This is a genomic window from Arthrobacter sp. NEB 688 (assembly GCF_013201035.1).
Classification (GTDB): Bacteria; Actinomycetota; Actinomycetes; order Actinomycetales; family Dermatophilaceae; genus Phycicoccus.
This window is the reverse complement of the sequence record NZ_CP053707.1, coordinates 2,355,903-2,370,755: the sequence shown is the minus strand read 5'-3', so window position 1 is coordinate 2,370,755 and position 14,853 is coordinate 2,355,903. Positions and strand designations below refer to the sequence as shown.

The following is a 14,853-nucleotide window of genomic DNA, read 5'->3' as shown; positions in this document are numbered from 1 at the left end:
CTCGCTCCGGCCGCCGCGTCAGTCGGCGGTCGGGGCGACGCCCTCGGACGCCTGCGCGCGGGCGCCGCGCTCGACGCGGCGGAACCACAGCAGGCCGAGGACCGGCAGGACGAGCGGCACGAAGCCGTAGCCCTGGCCGAAGTGCGACCAGACCGTCTTGTCGGGGAACGCCGACGGGTCGAGGTAGGACGCCAGGCCCACGAGCAGCACCCCGGCGAGCTCGACCGCGCAGGCGACGATGCCGACGCGCACCCAGCGCCCGCCCTTGGCGAGGCACCAGGTGGCGAGGACGTAGACGACGGCGGCGAGCGCCGAGAGGACGTACGCCAGCGGGGCGCGGTCGAAGTACTCCGTGATCTGGAGGACCGACCGGCCGGTGGCGGCCAGGGCGAGCACCCCGTAGACGACGACGAGCAGCACGCCGGGGCCGCCGAGGGCCCTGCGGTCGCGCGGGGTGGGGTCAGTCATAGAACATCCAGATCTGGGCGAGCCGGGCGGCCATCACGCCGACGGCGAAGGCGCCGACCGCGATCGAGCCCATCGCCCAGCGGGACTTCTCCTTGATGGCGAGGAACGCCGTCCCCGGGGGGATCACCGGCAGGCTCACGAGGTAGGCGATGTACGTCGCCCGCTCGGCCGCGTCGGTGATGTGCCCGATGCCGACGAGGCCGGCGACGAGCAGCACGACCAGCGCGAGCTCGAGGAACCCGGCGATCCCGAGCAGCAGGTCGTCGATGAGGCGGTCCCGGACGGCGTAGACGATCGCCGCGCCGCAGAGGACCACGGAGAGGCCCACGACGACGTACGTCAGCGCTGCGATCACCCGGTCATGCTAGACGGGGCTCCTGCGCCGACCGGGCGGGTGCCCACCCCACGCGCCGGGTCGGGGTGCGACACTGCGGACATGGCAACGGCGCAGCTCGGTGACGTGGAGATCGCCTACGAGGTCGACGGGCCCGACGACGGGGTGCCGATGCTCCTCGTCATGGGGCTCGGGACGCAGCTCGTCGGCTGGCCGCAGGACCTCGTCGACGGTCTCGTCGCGCGCGGCTTCCGGGTCATCCGGCACGACAACCGCGACATCGGCCTCTCGAGCTTCACCCCCGGCCCGCCGCCGGCGCGCTCGGCCGTCGTCCGCAGCTTCCTGCGCCCGGGCTCCGGCAACGCCGACTACCTGCTCGCCGACATGGCCGACGACGCCGCGGCCCTGCTCGACCACCTCGGCGTCGGGGCGGCGCACGTCGTCGGGGCCTCGATGGGCGGGATGATCGCGCAGCAGCTGACGATCGACCACCCCGAGCGCGTGCTCAGCCTCACCTCGATCATGTCCAACACCGGCAGCCGCCGGCACGGGCGCGTCCACCCGCGGCTGCTGCCGACGATGGCGATGTCCTTCACGCAGCCGCGCCCGACGGACGAGGAGGAGGCGGTGCGCCTCGGCGTCGAGGGCTGGCGGATCATCGCCGGGCCCCTCTTCGACGAGGAGGAGATGACCGCGCAGGTGCGGGCGGCGGTGCGGCGCAGCGTCAGCCCGATCGGCACGGTGCGCCAGCTGCTGGCCATCCTCGACAGCCCCGACCGCACCGAGCGGCTGCGCGAGGTGCGGGTCCCGACCCTCGTCGTGCACGGGCTCGCCGACCGCCTCGTCCAGCCGAGCGGTGGCATCGCGACGGCCCAGGCGGTGCCGGGCTCGCGGCTGCTCATGTTCCCCGACATGGGTCACGACCTGCCGCGCTCGCGCCGGGCCGAGATCGTCGACGCCATCACGCAGAACGCGGCCCGCACGGCCGAGGTGCCGGCGGGGTCCTGAGGCCCGTCCGTCGCGGTCAGCGCAGGCAGGCACCGACCGCGTCGACGAGCAGCCGCACCTCGTCCTCGGTGACGACGAGCGGCGGGGCCAGCCGGATGGTCGAGCCGTGCGTGTCCTTCGCGAGGACGCCGCGGGCCATCAGCCGCTCGCACAGCTCGCGTCCCGACGGGCCGCCGGGCGAGACGTCGAGGCCGGCCCACAGGCCGCGCACGCGCAGGGCGTCCAGGCCCTGGCCCACGAAGGGCCGCAGCCCGTCCTCGAGCAGCACCCCGAGCCGGGCTGCGCGCGACTGGAACTCGCCCTCGGCGAGCATGGTGCACACCTCGTGGCCGATCGCGGCGGCCAGCGGGTTGCCACCGAACGTCGAGCCGTGCGACCCCGGCGTGATGACGTCGAGCACCGCGTGGTCGGCGGTGATCGCGGAGACCGGGTAGAGGCCGCCGCCGAGGGCCTTGCCGAGGACGTAGACGTCGGGGCGCACGTCCTCGTGGTCGCAGGCGAAGGTGCGGCCGGTGCGCGCGAGCCCGGACTGGACCTCGTCGGCGACCATGAGCGCGCCGGCGGTGTCGCAGACCTCGCGGACCGCACGCAGGTACCCCTCCGGCGGGATGACGACGCCGCCCTCGCCCTGGACCGGCTCGAGCAGCACGGCGACCGTCGTGTCGTCGACCGCGGCGCGCAGGGCCTCGACGTCGCCGTAGCGAACGGTGCGGAAACCCGGTGTGTAGGGGCCGTACTCGTCGCGGGCGACCTTGTCGTCCGAGAAGCTGACGATGGTCGTCGTGCGCCCGTGGAAGTTGCCCTCCATGACGACGATGCTCGCGGTGTCCTCCGGCACGCCCTTGACCCGGTAGCCCCACTTGCGGGCGACCTTGAGGGCGGTCTCGACGGCCTCGGCGCCGGTGTTCATCGGCAGGATCGTCTCGTGCCCGGTCAGTCCGGCGAGGGCCTGGGCGAAGGGGCCGAGCTGGTCGTTGAGGAAGGCGCGGCTGGTCAGGGTGAGCCGGTCGAGCTGGGCGTGCGCGCGGGCCCGCAGCCGAGGGTGGCCGTGGCCGAAGTTGAGCGCCGAGTAGCCGGCGAGGCAGTCGAGGTAGCGCCGCCCCTCCACGTCGGTGACCCAGGCCCCTTCGCCGTGCGCCAGCACGACCGGCAGCGGGTGGTAGTTGTGCGCGGCGTACCGCTCGGTGAGGGCGGTGTGCGCGCCGGAGTCGAGTGGGGTGCGGTCTGACGTCATCGTCGAGCCTCCTTGCCCTCGACCCTACCGAGGCGGGCCGACGCCCACCGGGAGGCCGGGACGGAGGTCGTCGGCGTCACGCCGGTCCGGGAGCCACCACGAGGTAGACCGAGGCGGCGAGCGCGACGACGACGGCCGCCAGCTTGTCGGCCGGGAGCGAGGACCCGAAGTGCAGGCGGTCGACGAGGAGGATGCCGACCTGGAGCAGGACGATCCAGCCCATCGTCACGACAGCGAGCTCGGCGTAGCGCAGCGACGACGCGTAGACCCAGAAGAGGACGACGAACGCCACGACGCCGCCGACGAGCGCGACCGGGCTGCCGTCCTCCGCCCAGTGCTTGGCGGCGACGGCCCCGAGGAGGTCGAGGCCGGCCAGCACCGCCATCGCCACCAGCGCGACGACCGGCAGCGGCCAGGCGTCGGGGACGGGGAGCAGCGGGACGGAGCGGATCGAGGGCATGGCGGTCTCCGAGGGCGGTCTGGGCGACCCGGGGCCGGTCGCCCCTCGACCGTCAGGAGGCGGCGCCCCTCACCGGTGATACCCGCCGGGCGTCAGTGGTCCCAGACCTCGGCGATGCGCGGGGCGATCCGTGCGCCGTGGACGCGCGCGGCCTCGAAGGTCTCGGCGCCCCGGGTCATGTCGAGCGGGTTGGCGCCCATGGCCCAGAGGTCGCGTGCGTCGGGCACGATCAGCGCGGTGCGGCTCTCGGCCTTGAGCGGGCGCAGCTGCATCCGCGGCAGGTCGCGCAGGTGCGGGCCGACCGGGTACGGCGAGAGGACGAGGATGCGGCGGTGCCCGCGGGCGAGGTCGACGTTGGCGATGCTCCGCAGCCCGCCGTCGACGTAGCGGCGGCCCCCGACCTCGACGGCCGGGAAGACCCCGGGGACGGCGCAGCTGGCGGCGACGGCGCGCTCGAGCGGCACGCCGCCGCGCCCGTCGAAGACGACCGAGGTGCCGGTCTCGGCGTCGACGGCGGTCACGAGGAGGCGACCCTCCGGCCACGCCTTGCCGACGAGGCCGAGACCGACGGTGCCGAGCCACTCCTCCTCGGTCGGGGTGGCGGCCTCCAGCGCGGCGCGGGCGACGACGGCCCGCCCGCCGCGGCGGTCGGGGCTGAGGGTGGAGCGCACGTAGCGCCCGGCGTCGGCCGGCCCGAGCCGCCCGTAGCTCGTGAGCGGCGCGCCCTCGCGGATCCGGTCGAAGGCGGTGTCCTCGTCGGTGCCGAGGCGCAGGTGGGCGGCGACGATGGACCCGGCGGAGGTGCCGACCATCGTGTCGGCGGTGCGGACGTCGACCCCGCCGTCCCGCAGGCCGAGGACGATGCCGGCCTCCCAGGCGATGCCGGTCGCTCCCCCGCCCGCGAGCACGAGGGCCCGCTCGACGCCGTCGGCCGGTGGGGTCCACTCCTCGAAGTCCGCGCTCGTGGGGTCGGCGACGCGGTGGGTGCCCTCGGGTCCCGGCTCGAGGGAGCCCTCGAGGGAGTGCTCGGCCGGGTCGCTCGGGTCGGACTGCTCGCTCGGGTCGCTCGGGTCGTCGCCCGCGGCGGGGCCCGGCGCGGTGCCGCGCGCGTCGTCGGAGGTGCTCACGTCGTCCATTGTCGGTGGTCGGGCCCGACGGAACCACCTCCGCCCGTCGTGAAGGTCGTCACCGGACGAAACCCCGGGCCTCAGGCCACCTGGCCGGAGCGCAGCCGGCGCACCGCGTCGAGCGGCAGGGCGACGAGGTCGTCACCGACCCGCACCTGGCAGCGGACGGCCCCGACGAGCTCGACCTCGCCGACGAGACCCGCCCACGGACCGACCGACACCTCGACCTCGTCGCCGACACACGGCGGCTCGGCGACGGCCCGGGGCGCGAGCGCCGCCCGGCGCAGGTCGGCGAGCTCGGCCGCGTAGCGCGGGGGCATGGGGGCCGGGCGGCCGCGGTAGCTCCACGTGAAGAGGTGGGCGGCGTCGAAGGTGCGCGAGCAGCGGCCACAGGACATCACGCGTGTCGGCGCGCGGTGGCGGCTGCGCTCGTGCCCGGCCGGGCAGCGCCCCACCCAGTCACCGGGGACCCGGGGCGCGTCGGCGGGCACGCACCGCTCCCCCGAGCATCCGATGCGCACCGCGGTCGAGCGCCACACCTCGTCGTGGCCGTGCTCGGGGCCGACGAGCGCGTGGGCGATCTCGTGGAGGAGGGTGTCGCGCACCTCGTCCTCCGAGTGCAGCCGGGTGAGCGGCGCGCTGATACCGATCTGCCGACGCCCGAAGCGGCACACCCCGGCCCGCGTCTTCGCGCGGTCGGCGACGACGCTCCAGCCGTCCAGCCCGTGCTCGCGGACCAGCCGTCGCCCCATCGCCAGCGCCTGCTGCAGGTCCATCGCCACCTCCTCGGTCGGTCTCGTCGGGACGAGCCTAGGCAGCGCCACCGACAACCGGGCCGCGCCACCCCGGGCCGTCACCGCTCCTGTGGACGACCCGCGACCCGCGCTGCGGCTGTGGACGACGAACGGATCAGTGCGTCGCTCCCGGCCGCCCGGCCCCGGCCCGTGCCTAGTCTCGACCCCGGCGCGCCGAGGGGTGAGCGCCCGAGGCGCAACGACGCGCCGGGAGAAGTGGAAGGGGTACCCATGTCCGCCACCACCACCGCGAGCAGGCCCTCCGGCTCGGGCCTGCTGTCGCTGCTCGACCGCCACCACACAGTGGCGCCGCGCGACTACAACCGCTGGCTCATCCCGCCGGCGGCCCTGGCCATCCACCTGTGCATCGGGCAGGCCTACGCCACGAGCGTCTACAAGGCCTCGATGGTCGCCCACTTCGACAGCTCGCTCACCGCGGTCGGGCTGATCTTCTCGATCGCGATCGTCATGCTCGGCCTCTCGGCCGCCGTCCTCGGCACCTGGGTCGACCGCGTCGGGCCCCGCAAGGCGATGTTCGCGGCGGCGTGCGCGTGGTCGCTCGGCTTCCTCGTCGGGGCGCTCGGCATCGCGACGAGCCAGCTGTGGCTGGTCTACCTCGGCTACGGCGTCATCGGCGGGATCGGGCTGGGGATCGGCTACATCTCGCCGGTCTCGACGCTCATCAAGTGGTTCCCCGACCGGCCGGGGCTCGCGACGGGCCTGGCCATCATGGGCTTCGGCGGCGGCGCGATGGTGGCCTCGCCGCTCTCGCGGCAGCTGCTCTCGTTCTTCGACCCGGAGTACGACCCGTCGGTGTCGTCGTCCCTCGCGAGCGGGCACGCGCTGACGATGCTCTTCGTGAGCCTCGCGGTCGTGTACTTCCTCGTCATGATGATCGGCGTCACGAACGTCCGTGTGCCGGCGCCGGGTTGGGCGCCCGAGGGCTTCGACCCGTCGACGCTGTCCGACAAGAGCGAGCTCATCACCGACCGCAGCGTCTCGGCGGCCAACGCGATCCGCACGCCGCAGTTCTGGCTGCTGTGGGTCGTGCTGTTCTGCAACGTGACCGCCGGCATCGGCATCCTCGAGCAGGCCGCGCCGATGATCCAGGACTTCTTCCGCAGCTCCGACGGGACCTCGTCCGTGGCGGTCGCGGCGGCCGGCGGGTTCGTCGGCCTGCTGTCGCTGTTCAACATGGCCGGTCGCTTCGTGTGGTCGACGACGTCGGACAAGATCGGTCGCAAGCCGATCTACATGGTCTACCTCGGCGTCGGGATCGTCCTCTACCTCGTGCTCGCGCTCATCGGCTCGACGGCCACGGCGATCTTCGTCCTCGTCGCGGCGATCATCATCAGCTTCTACGGCGGCGGCTTCGCGACGGTGCCGGCGTACCTGCGCGACCTCTTCGGCACCTTCCAGGTCGGCGCCATCCACGGTCGGCTGCTCACCGCGTGGTCGGCGGCCGGGGTCGCCGGGCCGCTCATCATCAACGGGTTCCTCGACGCCGCCGGGACGCCGGGCAAGCTGACGGCGGCGGACTACCGTCCGGCGCTCTTCACGATGGTCGGGGTGCTGGCGGTCGGGTTCGTCGCCAACCTCCTCGTGCGCCCGGTCGCGTCGAAGTTCCACGAGCCGGAGGGCCGGACGACCGCGGCGACCGAGGAGGTCGTCGCCGACGAGGCCGAGGGCTCGACGGCGCGTGGTGGCTCGCTGCGGGTGTACCTGTCGTGGGGCGTCGTGCTGCTGCTCCTCGCGTACGGCGTGGTGCAGACTGTCCTCACGGCGGCCAAGCTCTTCGCTTGACGGGCTGTTCCCCCTTCTCCGCGCGACCTGCGGGGCTCCGGGTGCCACCGCACCCGCACCCCCGCAGGTCGCCGGGAGAACAGGCCCGCTGGCGCCCGCTGGCGGCGCGGGACCCTGCCCTCCGGCCCGTCAGCTGCCGTACAGGCGGGCCTTGGCCTCGCGGACGGTCAGCGTCACCGGGTCGCCCTGGAGGTCGACCTCGCCGGGGATGTCGATCCACCCGCTGCCGCCGACCCGGAACTGACCGGTGTAGACGATGTCGACGCGCACCTGCTGCTGGCCGGGACGGGTGTAGGTCTGCACCACGGAGCCGTCGGGGTAGGGGCCACCGAGGTCCGTCGTCGGGCCGAGCGTGCGCTCGCCCAGCCGGTAGGTGACCGACTCCAGGCGGGGTCGGATCTCCACCCGGTGCCCGAGCAGGGTGGCGGGGTCGGGGCGGTCGATCTCGTCGGGACCGAAGCCGGCCTCGGGGAACTGCACCTGGAAGTAGGTCGGGAGGTTCACGAGCGTGACGTCGCCCTCGGGCTGGATGTTGACCGTCGGCTTCGTGAAGTCGGTGTCGCGGAACGCCTGCCGGATCATCGCCATCGTCAGCCCCGGAGTTGCACCCGGCACCAACTGTGGAAGGCAGGTCACACCCAGGGTCTCCCAAGGCGACGGGGGATCACCATCTGTTGAGGCCGTTCGGCGCCAAACGAACATCGCCGGACCCGCCCCAATCGCCGGATTCGTCTCGGAGCAAGGGATGAACGAAGCTGCGCAAAGGTTGTCTGCGCCTTCCTCCCCTGGCTCGTGTTGGCCACAGACGGAGGCGAGCCCGTACTCGTACTTGGGTCCTTTGGAGCCGGGCAGCTGCTGGCTCGCGATGCGCTCAAGGTCTGATCGGAACAGGTTCACCCGGACGTTGGTGTCACCCGTTTCGCCTCCCCACCCATCCGCCGCCACCGCATCGGCATGACCGACAGCAATCAGGCAGACAGTCGTCGCTGCTATTGCGAGATGCCGTCGATTAACCATCGGTCCTCCCGCCATAGCAGTCGAGCCGCGCGCTTGAGCGCTTCTGCTTTCTGCTGATCAACCGCGGCCCCAGACGCGTCAACGATGTCGACACTGCGTTGCTGCAGTCGCATCTCGAAGACAACCTGAGTCTTGCTGGCGCTTAGGCGTGTCAGTTGATCAATTTCGACGGGAGTAGCGGCATATCGACGTCCCTGGGCTACTAGGTCTGTCGCTTCAGACCTGAGATTCCTACACGTCACGCAGTTGCTGGTCGCCAACCCATCAAGTAATCCGGGGTCCGGCGCCATCCACGCCTTGCCCGACGAGTCCAGGTAGTAGCGCAGCATCGCCTCGGCACCGGCGGGGGTCTGCTCGCGGGCCGCCGCGGGGATCTGCGGCCCGCTCTCGCTCGGCGTCGGGCTGGCACTCGGCGAGGCCGACGGGCTGGGGCTGGCGGACGTCGCACCCGCCGTCGGGGTCGGCGACGGCTCGCCGCTGCCCGACGCGTCGCACCCGGTGAGCAGCAGCGACCCCAGCGCGACACCGGCGACGACCCAGCGCGTTCCCCTCGTCATGCCTGCCTCTCCGGGCGCCCCCTCGGCGACCTGAGCACAAGGTACCGAGCATCGCGACGAAGAGCACCCGGTCATCCACAGGCCCGAGCCAGCGCCGCGGACGCGTCAGCGCGAGCGCGCCACGATCCCCTCGGCCCGCTCCGCGACCCAGCCGAGCAGCGGCACGAGGTGCCCGGCCAGCTCCTCGCCCATCGTCGTCAGGCTGTACTCGACGCGCGGCGGGATGACCGGGAAGGCCTCGCGGTGCACGAACCCGTCGGCCTCGAGCGTCCGCAACGTCTGCGCGAGCATCTTCTCGCTGACGCCGTCGGCCCGCCGCCGCAGCTCGCTCCAGCGCAGCGGCCCCTCCGTCAACGACACGAGGACGAGCAGGCCCCACTTGCTCGTCACGTGGTCGAGCACGGTCCGGCTCGGGCACCCGGCGGCGATCACACCATCGGGGTAGATCGCCCGCAGGTCGCTGACCTCGCCACTCACCGTCACGTGAGTACCTTACTCGAAAGTGCGTACTGTCCCTGGGGAAGCACCTCCCCCACTGCCCGGTTGCACCCGTCGACCCCGCACCACCCCGAGAGGACACATCCCATGACCATCGTCGTCACCGGCGCCACCGGCCAGCTCGGCCACCTCGTCGTCGAGTCCCTGCTGCGCCGCGGAGCCTCCCCCGCCGACGTCCTGGCCACCGGTCGCGACGCGGACCGCCTCGCCTCCCTCGCCGGCCTCGGCGTCCGCACGGCCGTCGTCGACTACGCCGACACCGAGTCCCTCCGCAGCGCGTTCGAGGGCGCCGACCGCGTCCTCTTCGTCTCCGGCAGCGAGGTCGGGCAGCGCATCACGCAGCACGGCCACGTCGTCGAGGCCCTGCGCGCCGCGGACGTCGGTCTCGTCGCCTACACGAGCATCGCGGGCGCCGACACCTCGACGATGCAGCTCGCCGCGGAGCACCAGGCGACCGAGCAGATGCTCCGCGACTCCGGCGTGCCCTTCGTCCTCCTGCGCAACAGCTGGTACCTCGAGAACTACACCCCCCAGATCCCGACCTACCTCGAGCACGGCGCCGTCGTCGGTGCGGCGGGCGACGGGCGGGTCAGCGCCGCCACGCGGGCCGACTACGCGGATGCGGCCGCCGCCGTCCTCCTCGACGCCGACGTGACCCCCGAGACGGTCTTCGAGCTCGGCGGCCCGACCTTCTCGCTCCCCGAGCTCGCCGCCGCGGTGGCCGACGCCTCCGGGCGCGAGGTCGTCTACCGCGACGTCCCGGAGGAGGACCTCGTCGGCATCCTCGCCGGCGCCGGCCTGCCCGAGCCCTACGCCCGCGTCCTCGCCGACTCCGACCGCGGCATCGCCCGCGGCGACCTCGAGGTGACGAGCGGCGACCTAGAGCGCCTCATCGGCCATGCCCCGACCTCGATGCGCCAGGCCGTCGACGACGCCGTCGCGGCGCAGTCGTGACCACGCCCCTGCTCGGCGTCACCGGCTCGACCGGCGCCGTCGGCGGCCGCGTCGCCCGTGACCTGGCCGACCGAGGCCTGGCCCAACGCCTCGTCGTCCGGGACGCCTCTCGCGCACCGCGACTCGACGGAGCCGAGGTCGCCACCGCGTCCTACCGCGACGGCGACTCGATGCGCGCCGCCCTCGACGGCGTCGAGGTGCTGCTCTTCGTCTCGGCGTCCGAGTCCGCCGACCGGATGACCGAGCACGCGACCGCCGTCCGGGCCGCCGCCGAGGCCGGTGTCCGCCACGTCGTCTACACCTCGTTCCTCGGTGCCTCCGCGGACTGCACCTTCACGCTGGGCCGCGACCACTGGGCGACCGAGGGGCTGATCCGCGAGAGCGGGATGGCGCACACGTTCCTGCGCGACAGCCTCTACCTCGACTTCCTGCCGCTCATGGCCGGCGAGGACGGTGTCATCCGCGGCCCGGCCGGCGACGGCCGCCTCGGTGCCGTCGCACGCGAGGACGTCGCCCGCGTGGCGACGGCCGCCCTCCTCGACCCCGCGGCGCACGCAGGTCGCACCTACGACCTCACCGGCCCGGAGGCCCTCTCCTTCACCGAGATCGCCGCGACGATCGCCGACGTCACCGGCCGGGACGTCACGTTCCACGACGAGACCGTCGAGGAGGCCTACGCCTCGCGCGCGCCCTACGACGCGCCCGGTTGGCAGCTCGACGCGTGGGTGTCGACGTACACGGCCGTCCATGCCGGCGAGCTCGACGTCGTGACCGACCATGTCGAGCAGGTCACGGGAAGGGCGCCCACCTCGTTGCGGGACCTGCTGTCCCGCGGCTGACGTCGGCGCGCTGAGCGTCCGCAGGTATCACCGGGCGTCGCCCGCACCTCCTCCTCACCAGACCGGCAGCGGGTGCCGGTCCGGTGAGAGGAGCTCACGATGTTCGGCGAGGACTTCAAAGACAGGGCCGCCGCAGCGGCACGCAGCGTCGACGGCCGGGTCGACGACGGCCAGTGGGGCGTCCCATGGGCGCTCAGCGCCGACTCCCCTCTCTGGGACGTCAAGAGCCCTGTCGTCGACCGGCTCGCCGAGGAGTTCGTCGACCTCCAGATCGGCCACCAGCACCAGCTGGTCACGGCCCTCGAGGAGCTCGTCGACACGATGTCGTCGCTGCCCGAGGTCGCCACGCAGCTGCCGCCGCAGGTCGTCGGCCGCCTCGAGCAGCCGGACGGGTCCCCCACCGCCCGCGTCCAGGTCGCCCTCGAGGTCGCGGCGATGTCGACCGCCGACGCGCGGGCGGCGTCCGGCATCACGTCGAGCGACGGCAGCTTCGTCCTCACCGTCCCGCAGGCCGCCCGTGCCGGTGACCGCGATGTCACCCTCGTCGTCACCCACGGGGCGGGCGTGCACCGGGTGACGGACGCGCTCGAGCAGCTACGCCCCTCCGGCACCCTCCCGCCCGTGCGCCTCCCCGAGCCCGCTCCCGCGCTGTCCACCGACCTCGTCGCCGCCCTCCAGTCAGTCGCCGAGGCCTCCCCGTCGAGCGGCCCGGTCGAGACCCACTCCACCCCGGCCATCGCCGTCGGCGAGGACGAGTGCCAGATCGTCTTCCGCAAGGACTCCTCGTCCGACCGCTTCCCGTACGGCGTGCTCTTCCGGCTCACCGACCCCGCCCTCAGCCAGCCGTCGGTGCGCTTCCACCTCCCGAACCGCGACCGCGACGAGCGCGGCTCCTCCCTGACCTACTACGGGCCGCACTCCCCCGCGGCGCGTGTCGCGGGTGCGGTGAACCGTCTGCGCTTCCAGCTGACCGAGCGCGTGCCGCTGGACCGCCCCCTCGACGTCGAGGCCTTCCGCGAGGGGCTGGCCGTCGAGCGCCCCTGGGGCGGCATCCCCGTCGCCGGCTCGCTGTCGGTCGGCTACGTCGTGCAGATGGCGCAGCGCTGGACACCCCTCGGCCTCGCGCTCGGCGACCTCGTCTACTCCCTGCCCCTCGCCCCCGGCGAGCAGCAGCGGATGGCCGTCACCGAGCGCACCTCGACCTCCACCGTCATCGAGTCCGAGCGCGTCGACTCCGCGGAGCAGATGAGCTTCGCCGAGCGGGACGACACCTCCGCCACGGCCACCTTCGCGTCGGCCTTCAACGAGGTCGCCTCCGGCGGTTCGCACTACGACACCGAGGCCAGCTCGTTCTCGGTGGCCGCCGCGGTCGGTGGCGGCGGTGTCTTCCCGTTCGGCTGCGTCGCCGGCGGGGTCGCGACGAGCTTCGGCACCTCCTCGAGCTCGGGCAACACGAACACGTGGATGAGCGGTGCGCGCAGCTCGACGTCGAACGCCGCGCAGGCCACCCACTCCTCGGTGCAGCGCCAGGCGGCGGCCCGCCGCACCTCGTCGCGCACGGCGATGCGCCTCGCCAGCGCCCACGAGAGCACCGAGGTCGTCACCAAGGTCATCACGAACCACAACAAGACGCGGGCGCTGACGATGCAGTACTGGGAGGTGCAACGGCTCTTCGACGTCTCGACGGTCGTCGAGGGCGTCAACCTCGTCTGCCTCGTGCCGCTCGAGATCGTCAAGTTCCTCCCGCCCGGACTCCCCCCGCGTCTGACCGACGCCCCCGACACGCGCGACGAGGTGCTCGACCGCTACGGCCGGATGCTCACCCACGCCGACGTCCTGACCCGTGTCGTGCCGGCCCGCCACCGCCGGGGCCTGACGCTGCTGACCGACTTCGCGTCCAACCCGTCGACCGCGGTCGCCGACCAGTCCGCGGCGACCGTCGAGACGCTCGACCTCGCCCTCACCGGAACGTTTCTCGCGACCGACGAGGTGTCCGTCACGGTCCTCGGACCGCGCGGCGTGCGGGTCGGCCCGATCCGGCTGGAGGGTGACCCGTCGTACGACCTGCCCACGGGCCCGAACGCCTTCGCCTCGGAGGAGGCCCTCTTCGGGGCCCTGCGCACCGCCCGCCGCGCCACCGGCGCCTCGCGCACCTGGACGGCCTCGGTGACGCTCCCCCCGTCGATGGCCCGGCAGGACGTCGTCGGCTTCGAGGTGCGTCGCCGCGCCGCACGGCTCGACTACTCCTTCGCCCCACCGGCGGTCGCCGACCTGCGCATCGCCGGCGTGGTCCTCGGCAGCCTCGGCGAGCAGGCGCTCAAGGCCGCCTTCGAGAAGCCGTCGGTGTCCAAGGCCTTCGCGGCCGACCGGGTCGAGCGCGAGCTCGGCGGACCCCTCGTCACCGCGTTCTCCGCGCAGCTGCCGGCGGCCACCAGCGGTGGCTCGGCGGTCCAGGTCGTCGGCCGCGGCTTCCCCGGCGCCGTCGAGCTGCCGGTCTCGGCCTACCCCGTGCCGGCGCGGGGCATCCCGCCCGTGCTCTCCTACGCCTCGGTCCTCGAGATCGAGAAGACCTTCCAGTGGGTCGTGCGCAACACGATGACGTGCAGCGTCGCCGTGTTCGCCTCCCTCACAACGGAAGAGCGCGCCGTGATGCTCGAGCGCTACGAGATCGGGCTGCCCCCGGACGCCGAGGGGCGCCCCCGCCGGGGCGTGCCGCTCATCTCGTGCATCACCAACAACGTGCTCGGCTACTTCGGTAACTGCATGGTGCTGCCGTTCATGATCCCGGCCGAGATGACCATGGCCACCGGCCTGACGAGCGCGCAGGTGCAGGACGCGCTGACCCGGTTCCACACCGACGGCTTCGACCCGCCCCGCTCGACGATCGCGCTGCCGACGAAGGGTGTCCTCGGCGAGGCCGTGCTCGGGCACTGCCCGTCCGCGGAGAAGATCGACCTCACGCGGTTCTGGAACTGGCAGGACAGCCCGGGCGACAGCGCCCCGGAGATCGCCGCCGTCGGCGCCCCCGGTCAGTCGCTGGCCGGCGCCCTCACGGCGCCCAACACGCTCACGGGCCTCACCCCGCAGATCCAGAACTTCTCGATGGCGCCGGTCGCCGCCGACACCACGCTCGCGGCGGCGCTCGTCGCAGCGGCGAAGGAGCAGAAGGGCTTCGACGTCGGCGCGCTGACGAACGCGGGCAACCTCACGACGCTCGGTGGCAAGACCATCGACACCGGTGAGGCCGCACGCAAGGACGCCCTGGCGTCGGCCACCCAGCTCGCCGTCAAGGCGATGGAGACCTCCGCCTCGCTCTACACGGGCAAGAAGGCCGACGAGAAGAAGACCGACCCCACGAAGCCCGAGAAGAAGCCCGACGAGGACCCCGACCCGGGCCCCGCCGAGCCGCCGCCCGCCCCGAAGCCCGCCCCTCCGGCGACCGCGACCGTGCACTTCGCCCTCGACGAGGACGACCTGGCCGTCGGCCCGGCCCCCGCGGACGTCACGGCGCTCGACGCCGTCGTCACCACGGCGAAGGCCGCCGGGGTCACCGGCGCCGTCGTCCGCGGGTACGCCTCCCCGGAGGGCACCGCCTCCCACAACGCCGACCTGGCCCACCGCCGCGCCGACGCCGTCATCGCCCACCTCGCCACGCAGGGCGTCACCGCCACCCGTGCCGAGGGCGGCGTCCTCGCCGGGGCCCCCGGCGACTACCCGAGGCTGCGGCGCGCCGACGTCGCCTTCCAGTACTGACCAGCGA

General features: G+C 73.4%; 14 protein-coding genes. 5 read left to right on the top strand and 9 right to left on the bottom strand.

Translation table 11 applies throughout. The features are described 5' to 3' along the window. Nucleotides 1–18 precede the first annotated feature (18 nt). Both HL663_RS11140 and HL663_RS11135 read right to left on the bottom strand, forming a co-directional pair. Nucleotides 19–468, bottom strand: a complete 450-nt coding sequence (locus tag HL663_RS11140) for a hypothetical protein (protein ID WP_173028446.1) — start codon at nt 466–468, stop codon at nt 19–21. Further along, on the bottom strand, nt 461–823 hold the full coding sequence (locus tag HL663_RS11135) for a hypothetical protein (protein ID WP_173028445.1): 363 nt from the start codon (nt 821–823) through the stop codon (nt 461–463). Before HL663_RS11135 ends, HL663_RS11140 begins: the two co-directional genes overlap by 8 nt. Nucleotides 824–904: 81 nt before the next feature. Between HL663_RS11135 and HL663_RS11130 the strand changes: the two genes are divergently transcribed. Further along, nucleotides 905–1,810 (top strand): alpha/beta fold hydrolase, encoded by a 906-nt coding sequence (locus tag HL663_RS11130; RefSeq protein ID WP_173028444.1) that lies wholly within the window; start codon nt 905–907, stop codon nt 1,808–1,810. Between the two features lie 16 nt (nt 1,811–1,826). Here the strand turns inward: HL663_RS11130 and rocD are convergent, their stop codons facing one another. The 4 genes from rocD to HL663_RS11110 form a co-directional block, all read right to left on the bottom strand. Beyond that, the gene (gene rocD, locus HL663_RS11125; protein ID WP_173028443.1) at nt 1,827–3,044 is read right to left on the bottom strand and encodes an ornithine--oxo-acid transaminase; all 1,218 of its coding nucleotides are present in this window, start codon (nt 3,042–3,044) and stop codon (nt 1,827–1,829) included. Between the two features lie 76 nt (nt 3,045–3,120). Further along, nucleotides 3,121–3,504 (bottom strand): hypothetical protein, encoded by a 384-nt coding sequence (locus HL663_RS11120; RefSeq protein ID WP_173028442.1) that lies wholly within the window; start codon nt 3,502–3,504, stop codon nt 3,121–3,123. 92 nt (nt 3,505–3,596) lie between these two features. Further along, nucleotides 3,597–4,631 (bottom strand): patatin-like phospholipase family protein, encoded by a 1,035-nt coding sequence (locus HL663_RS11115; RefSeq protein WP_173028441.1) that lies wholly within the window; start codon nt 4,629–4,631, stop codon nt 3,597–3,599. Nucleotides 4,632–4,711: 80 nt separating this feature from the next. Further along, nucleotides 4,712–5,407: a SprT-like domain-containing protein gene (locus HL663_RS11110; RefSeq protein ID WP_173028440.1), complete on the bottom strand. Its 696-nt coding sequence runs from the start codon at nt 5,405–5,407 to the stop codon at nt 4,712–4,714. 249 nt (nt 5,408–5,656) lie between these two features. Between HL663_RS11110 and HL663_RS11105 the strand changes: the two genes are divergently transcribed. Beyond that, nucleotides 5,657–7,228 carry an OFA family MFS transporter gene (locus HL663_RS11105; protein WP_173028439.1) on the top strand — a complete coding sequence of 524 codons (1,572 nt, stop codon included), beginning with the start codon at nt 5,657–5,659 and terminating at the stop codon, nt 7,226–7,228. A 129-nt stretch (nt 7,229–7,357) separates the two neighbouring features. Here HL663_RS11105 and HL663_RS11100 read toward each other — a convergent pair whose 3' ends face one another. The 3 genes from HL663_RS11100 to HL663_RS11090 all read right to left on the bottom strand — a co-directional run bounded on the left by HL663_RS11100 (nt 7,358) and on the right by HL663_RS11090 (nt 9,285). Continuing rightward, nucleotides 7,358–7,810 (bottom strand): hypothetical protein, encoded by a 453-nt coding sequence (locus tag HL663_RS11100; protein WP_173028438.1) that lies wholly within the window; start codon nt 7,808–7,810, stop codon nt 7,358–7,360. A gap of 407 nt (nt 7,811–8,217) precedes the next feature. Then, nucleotides 8,218–8,802: a DUF6318 family protein gene (locus HL663_RS11095; RefSeq protein ID WP_173028437.1), complete on the bottom strand. Its 585-nt coding sequence runs from the start codon at nt 8,800–8,802 to the stop codon at nt 8,218–8,220. A 105-nt stretch (nt 8,803–8,907) separates the two neighbouring features. Further along, nucleotides 8,908–9,285, bottom strand: coding sequence for a winged helix-turn-helix transcriptional regulator (locus tag HL663_RS11090; RefSeq protein ID WP_173028436.1), 378 nt, complete (start codon nt 9,283–9,285; stop codon nt 8,908–8,910). Nucleotides 9,286–9,387: 102 nt separating this feature from the next. On the opposite strand from HL663_RS11090, the gene HL663_RS11085 reads away from it, so the two are divergent. From HL663_RS11085 to HL663_RS11075, 3 genes are all read left to right on the top strand, one after another. Beyond that, complete coding sequence (locus tag HL663_RS11085) at nt 9,388–10,254, top strand: SDR family oxidoreductase (RefSeq protein WP_173028435.1); 867 nt, start codon at nt 9,388–9,390, stop codon at nt 10,252–10,254. Next, nucleotides 10,251–11,093: an SDR family oxidoreductase gene (locus HL663_RS11080; protein ID WP_173028434.1), complete on the top strand. Its 843-nt coding sequence runs from the start codon at nt 10,251–10,253 to the stop codon at nt 11,091–11,093. The genes HL663_RS11085 and HL663_RS11080 overlap by 4 nt, the downstream gene beginning before the upstream one ends. Nucleotides 11,094–11,192: 99 nt before the next feature. Further along, a complete protein-coding gene (locus tag HL663_RS11075) occupies nt 11,193–14,846 on the top strand; it encodes an OmpA family protein (protein WP_173028433.1) in 3,654 nt (1,217 codons plus the stop codon). Nucleotides 14,847–14,853 lie beyond the last annotated feature (7 nt).

Bases quoted from the DNA above. Each gene is read 5' to 3' on its own strand.
- HL663_RS11140 (WP_173028446.1), bottom strand. From the start codon at position 468: ATGACTGACCCCACCCCGCGCGACCGCAGGGCCCTCGGCGGCCCCGGC.
- HL663_RS11130 (WP_173028444.1), top strand. From the start codon at position 905: ATGGCAACGGCGCAGCTCGGTGACGTGGAGATCGCCTACGAGGTCGAC.
- rocD (WP_173028443.1), bottom strand. From the start codon at position 3,044: ATGACGTCAGACCGCACCCCACTCGACTCCGGCGCGCACACCGCCCTC.
- HL663_RS11120 (WP_173028442.1), bottom strand. From the start codon at position 3,504: ATGCCCTCGATCCGCTCCGTCCCGCTGCTCCCCGTCCCCGACGCCTGG.
- HL663_RS11110 (WP_173028440.1), bottom strand. From the start codon at position 5,407: ATGGACCTGCAGCAGGCGCTGGCGATGGGGCGACGGCTGGTCCGCGAG.
- HL663_RS11105 (WP_173028439.1), top strand. From the start codon at position 5,657: ATGTCCGCCACCACCACCGCGAGCAGGCCCTCCGGCTCGGGCCTGCTG.
- HL663_RS11100 (WP_173028438.1), bottom strand. From the start codon at position 7,810: ATGATCCGGCAGGCGTTCCGCGACACCGACTTCACGAAGCCGACGGTC.
- HL663_RS11095 (WP_173028437.1), bottom strand. From the start codon at position 8,802: ATGACGAGGGGAACGCGCTGGGTCGTCGCCGGTGTCGCGCTGGGGTCG.
- HL663_RS11085 (WP_173028435.1), top strand. From the start codon at position 9,388: ATGACCATCGTCGTCACCGGCGCCACCGGCCAGCTCGGCCACCTCGTC.
- HL663_RS11075 (WP_173028433.1), top strand. From the start codon at position 11,193: ATGTTCGGCGAGGACTTCAAAGACAGGGCCGCCGCAGCGGCACGCAGC.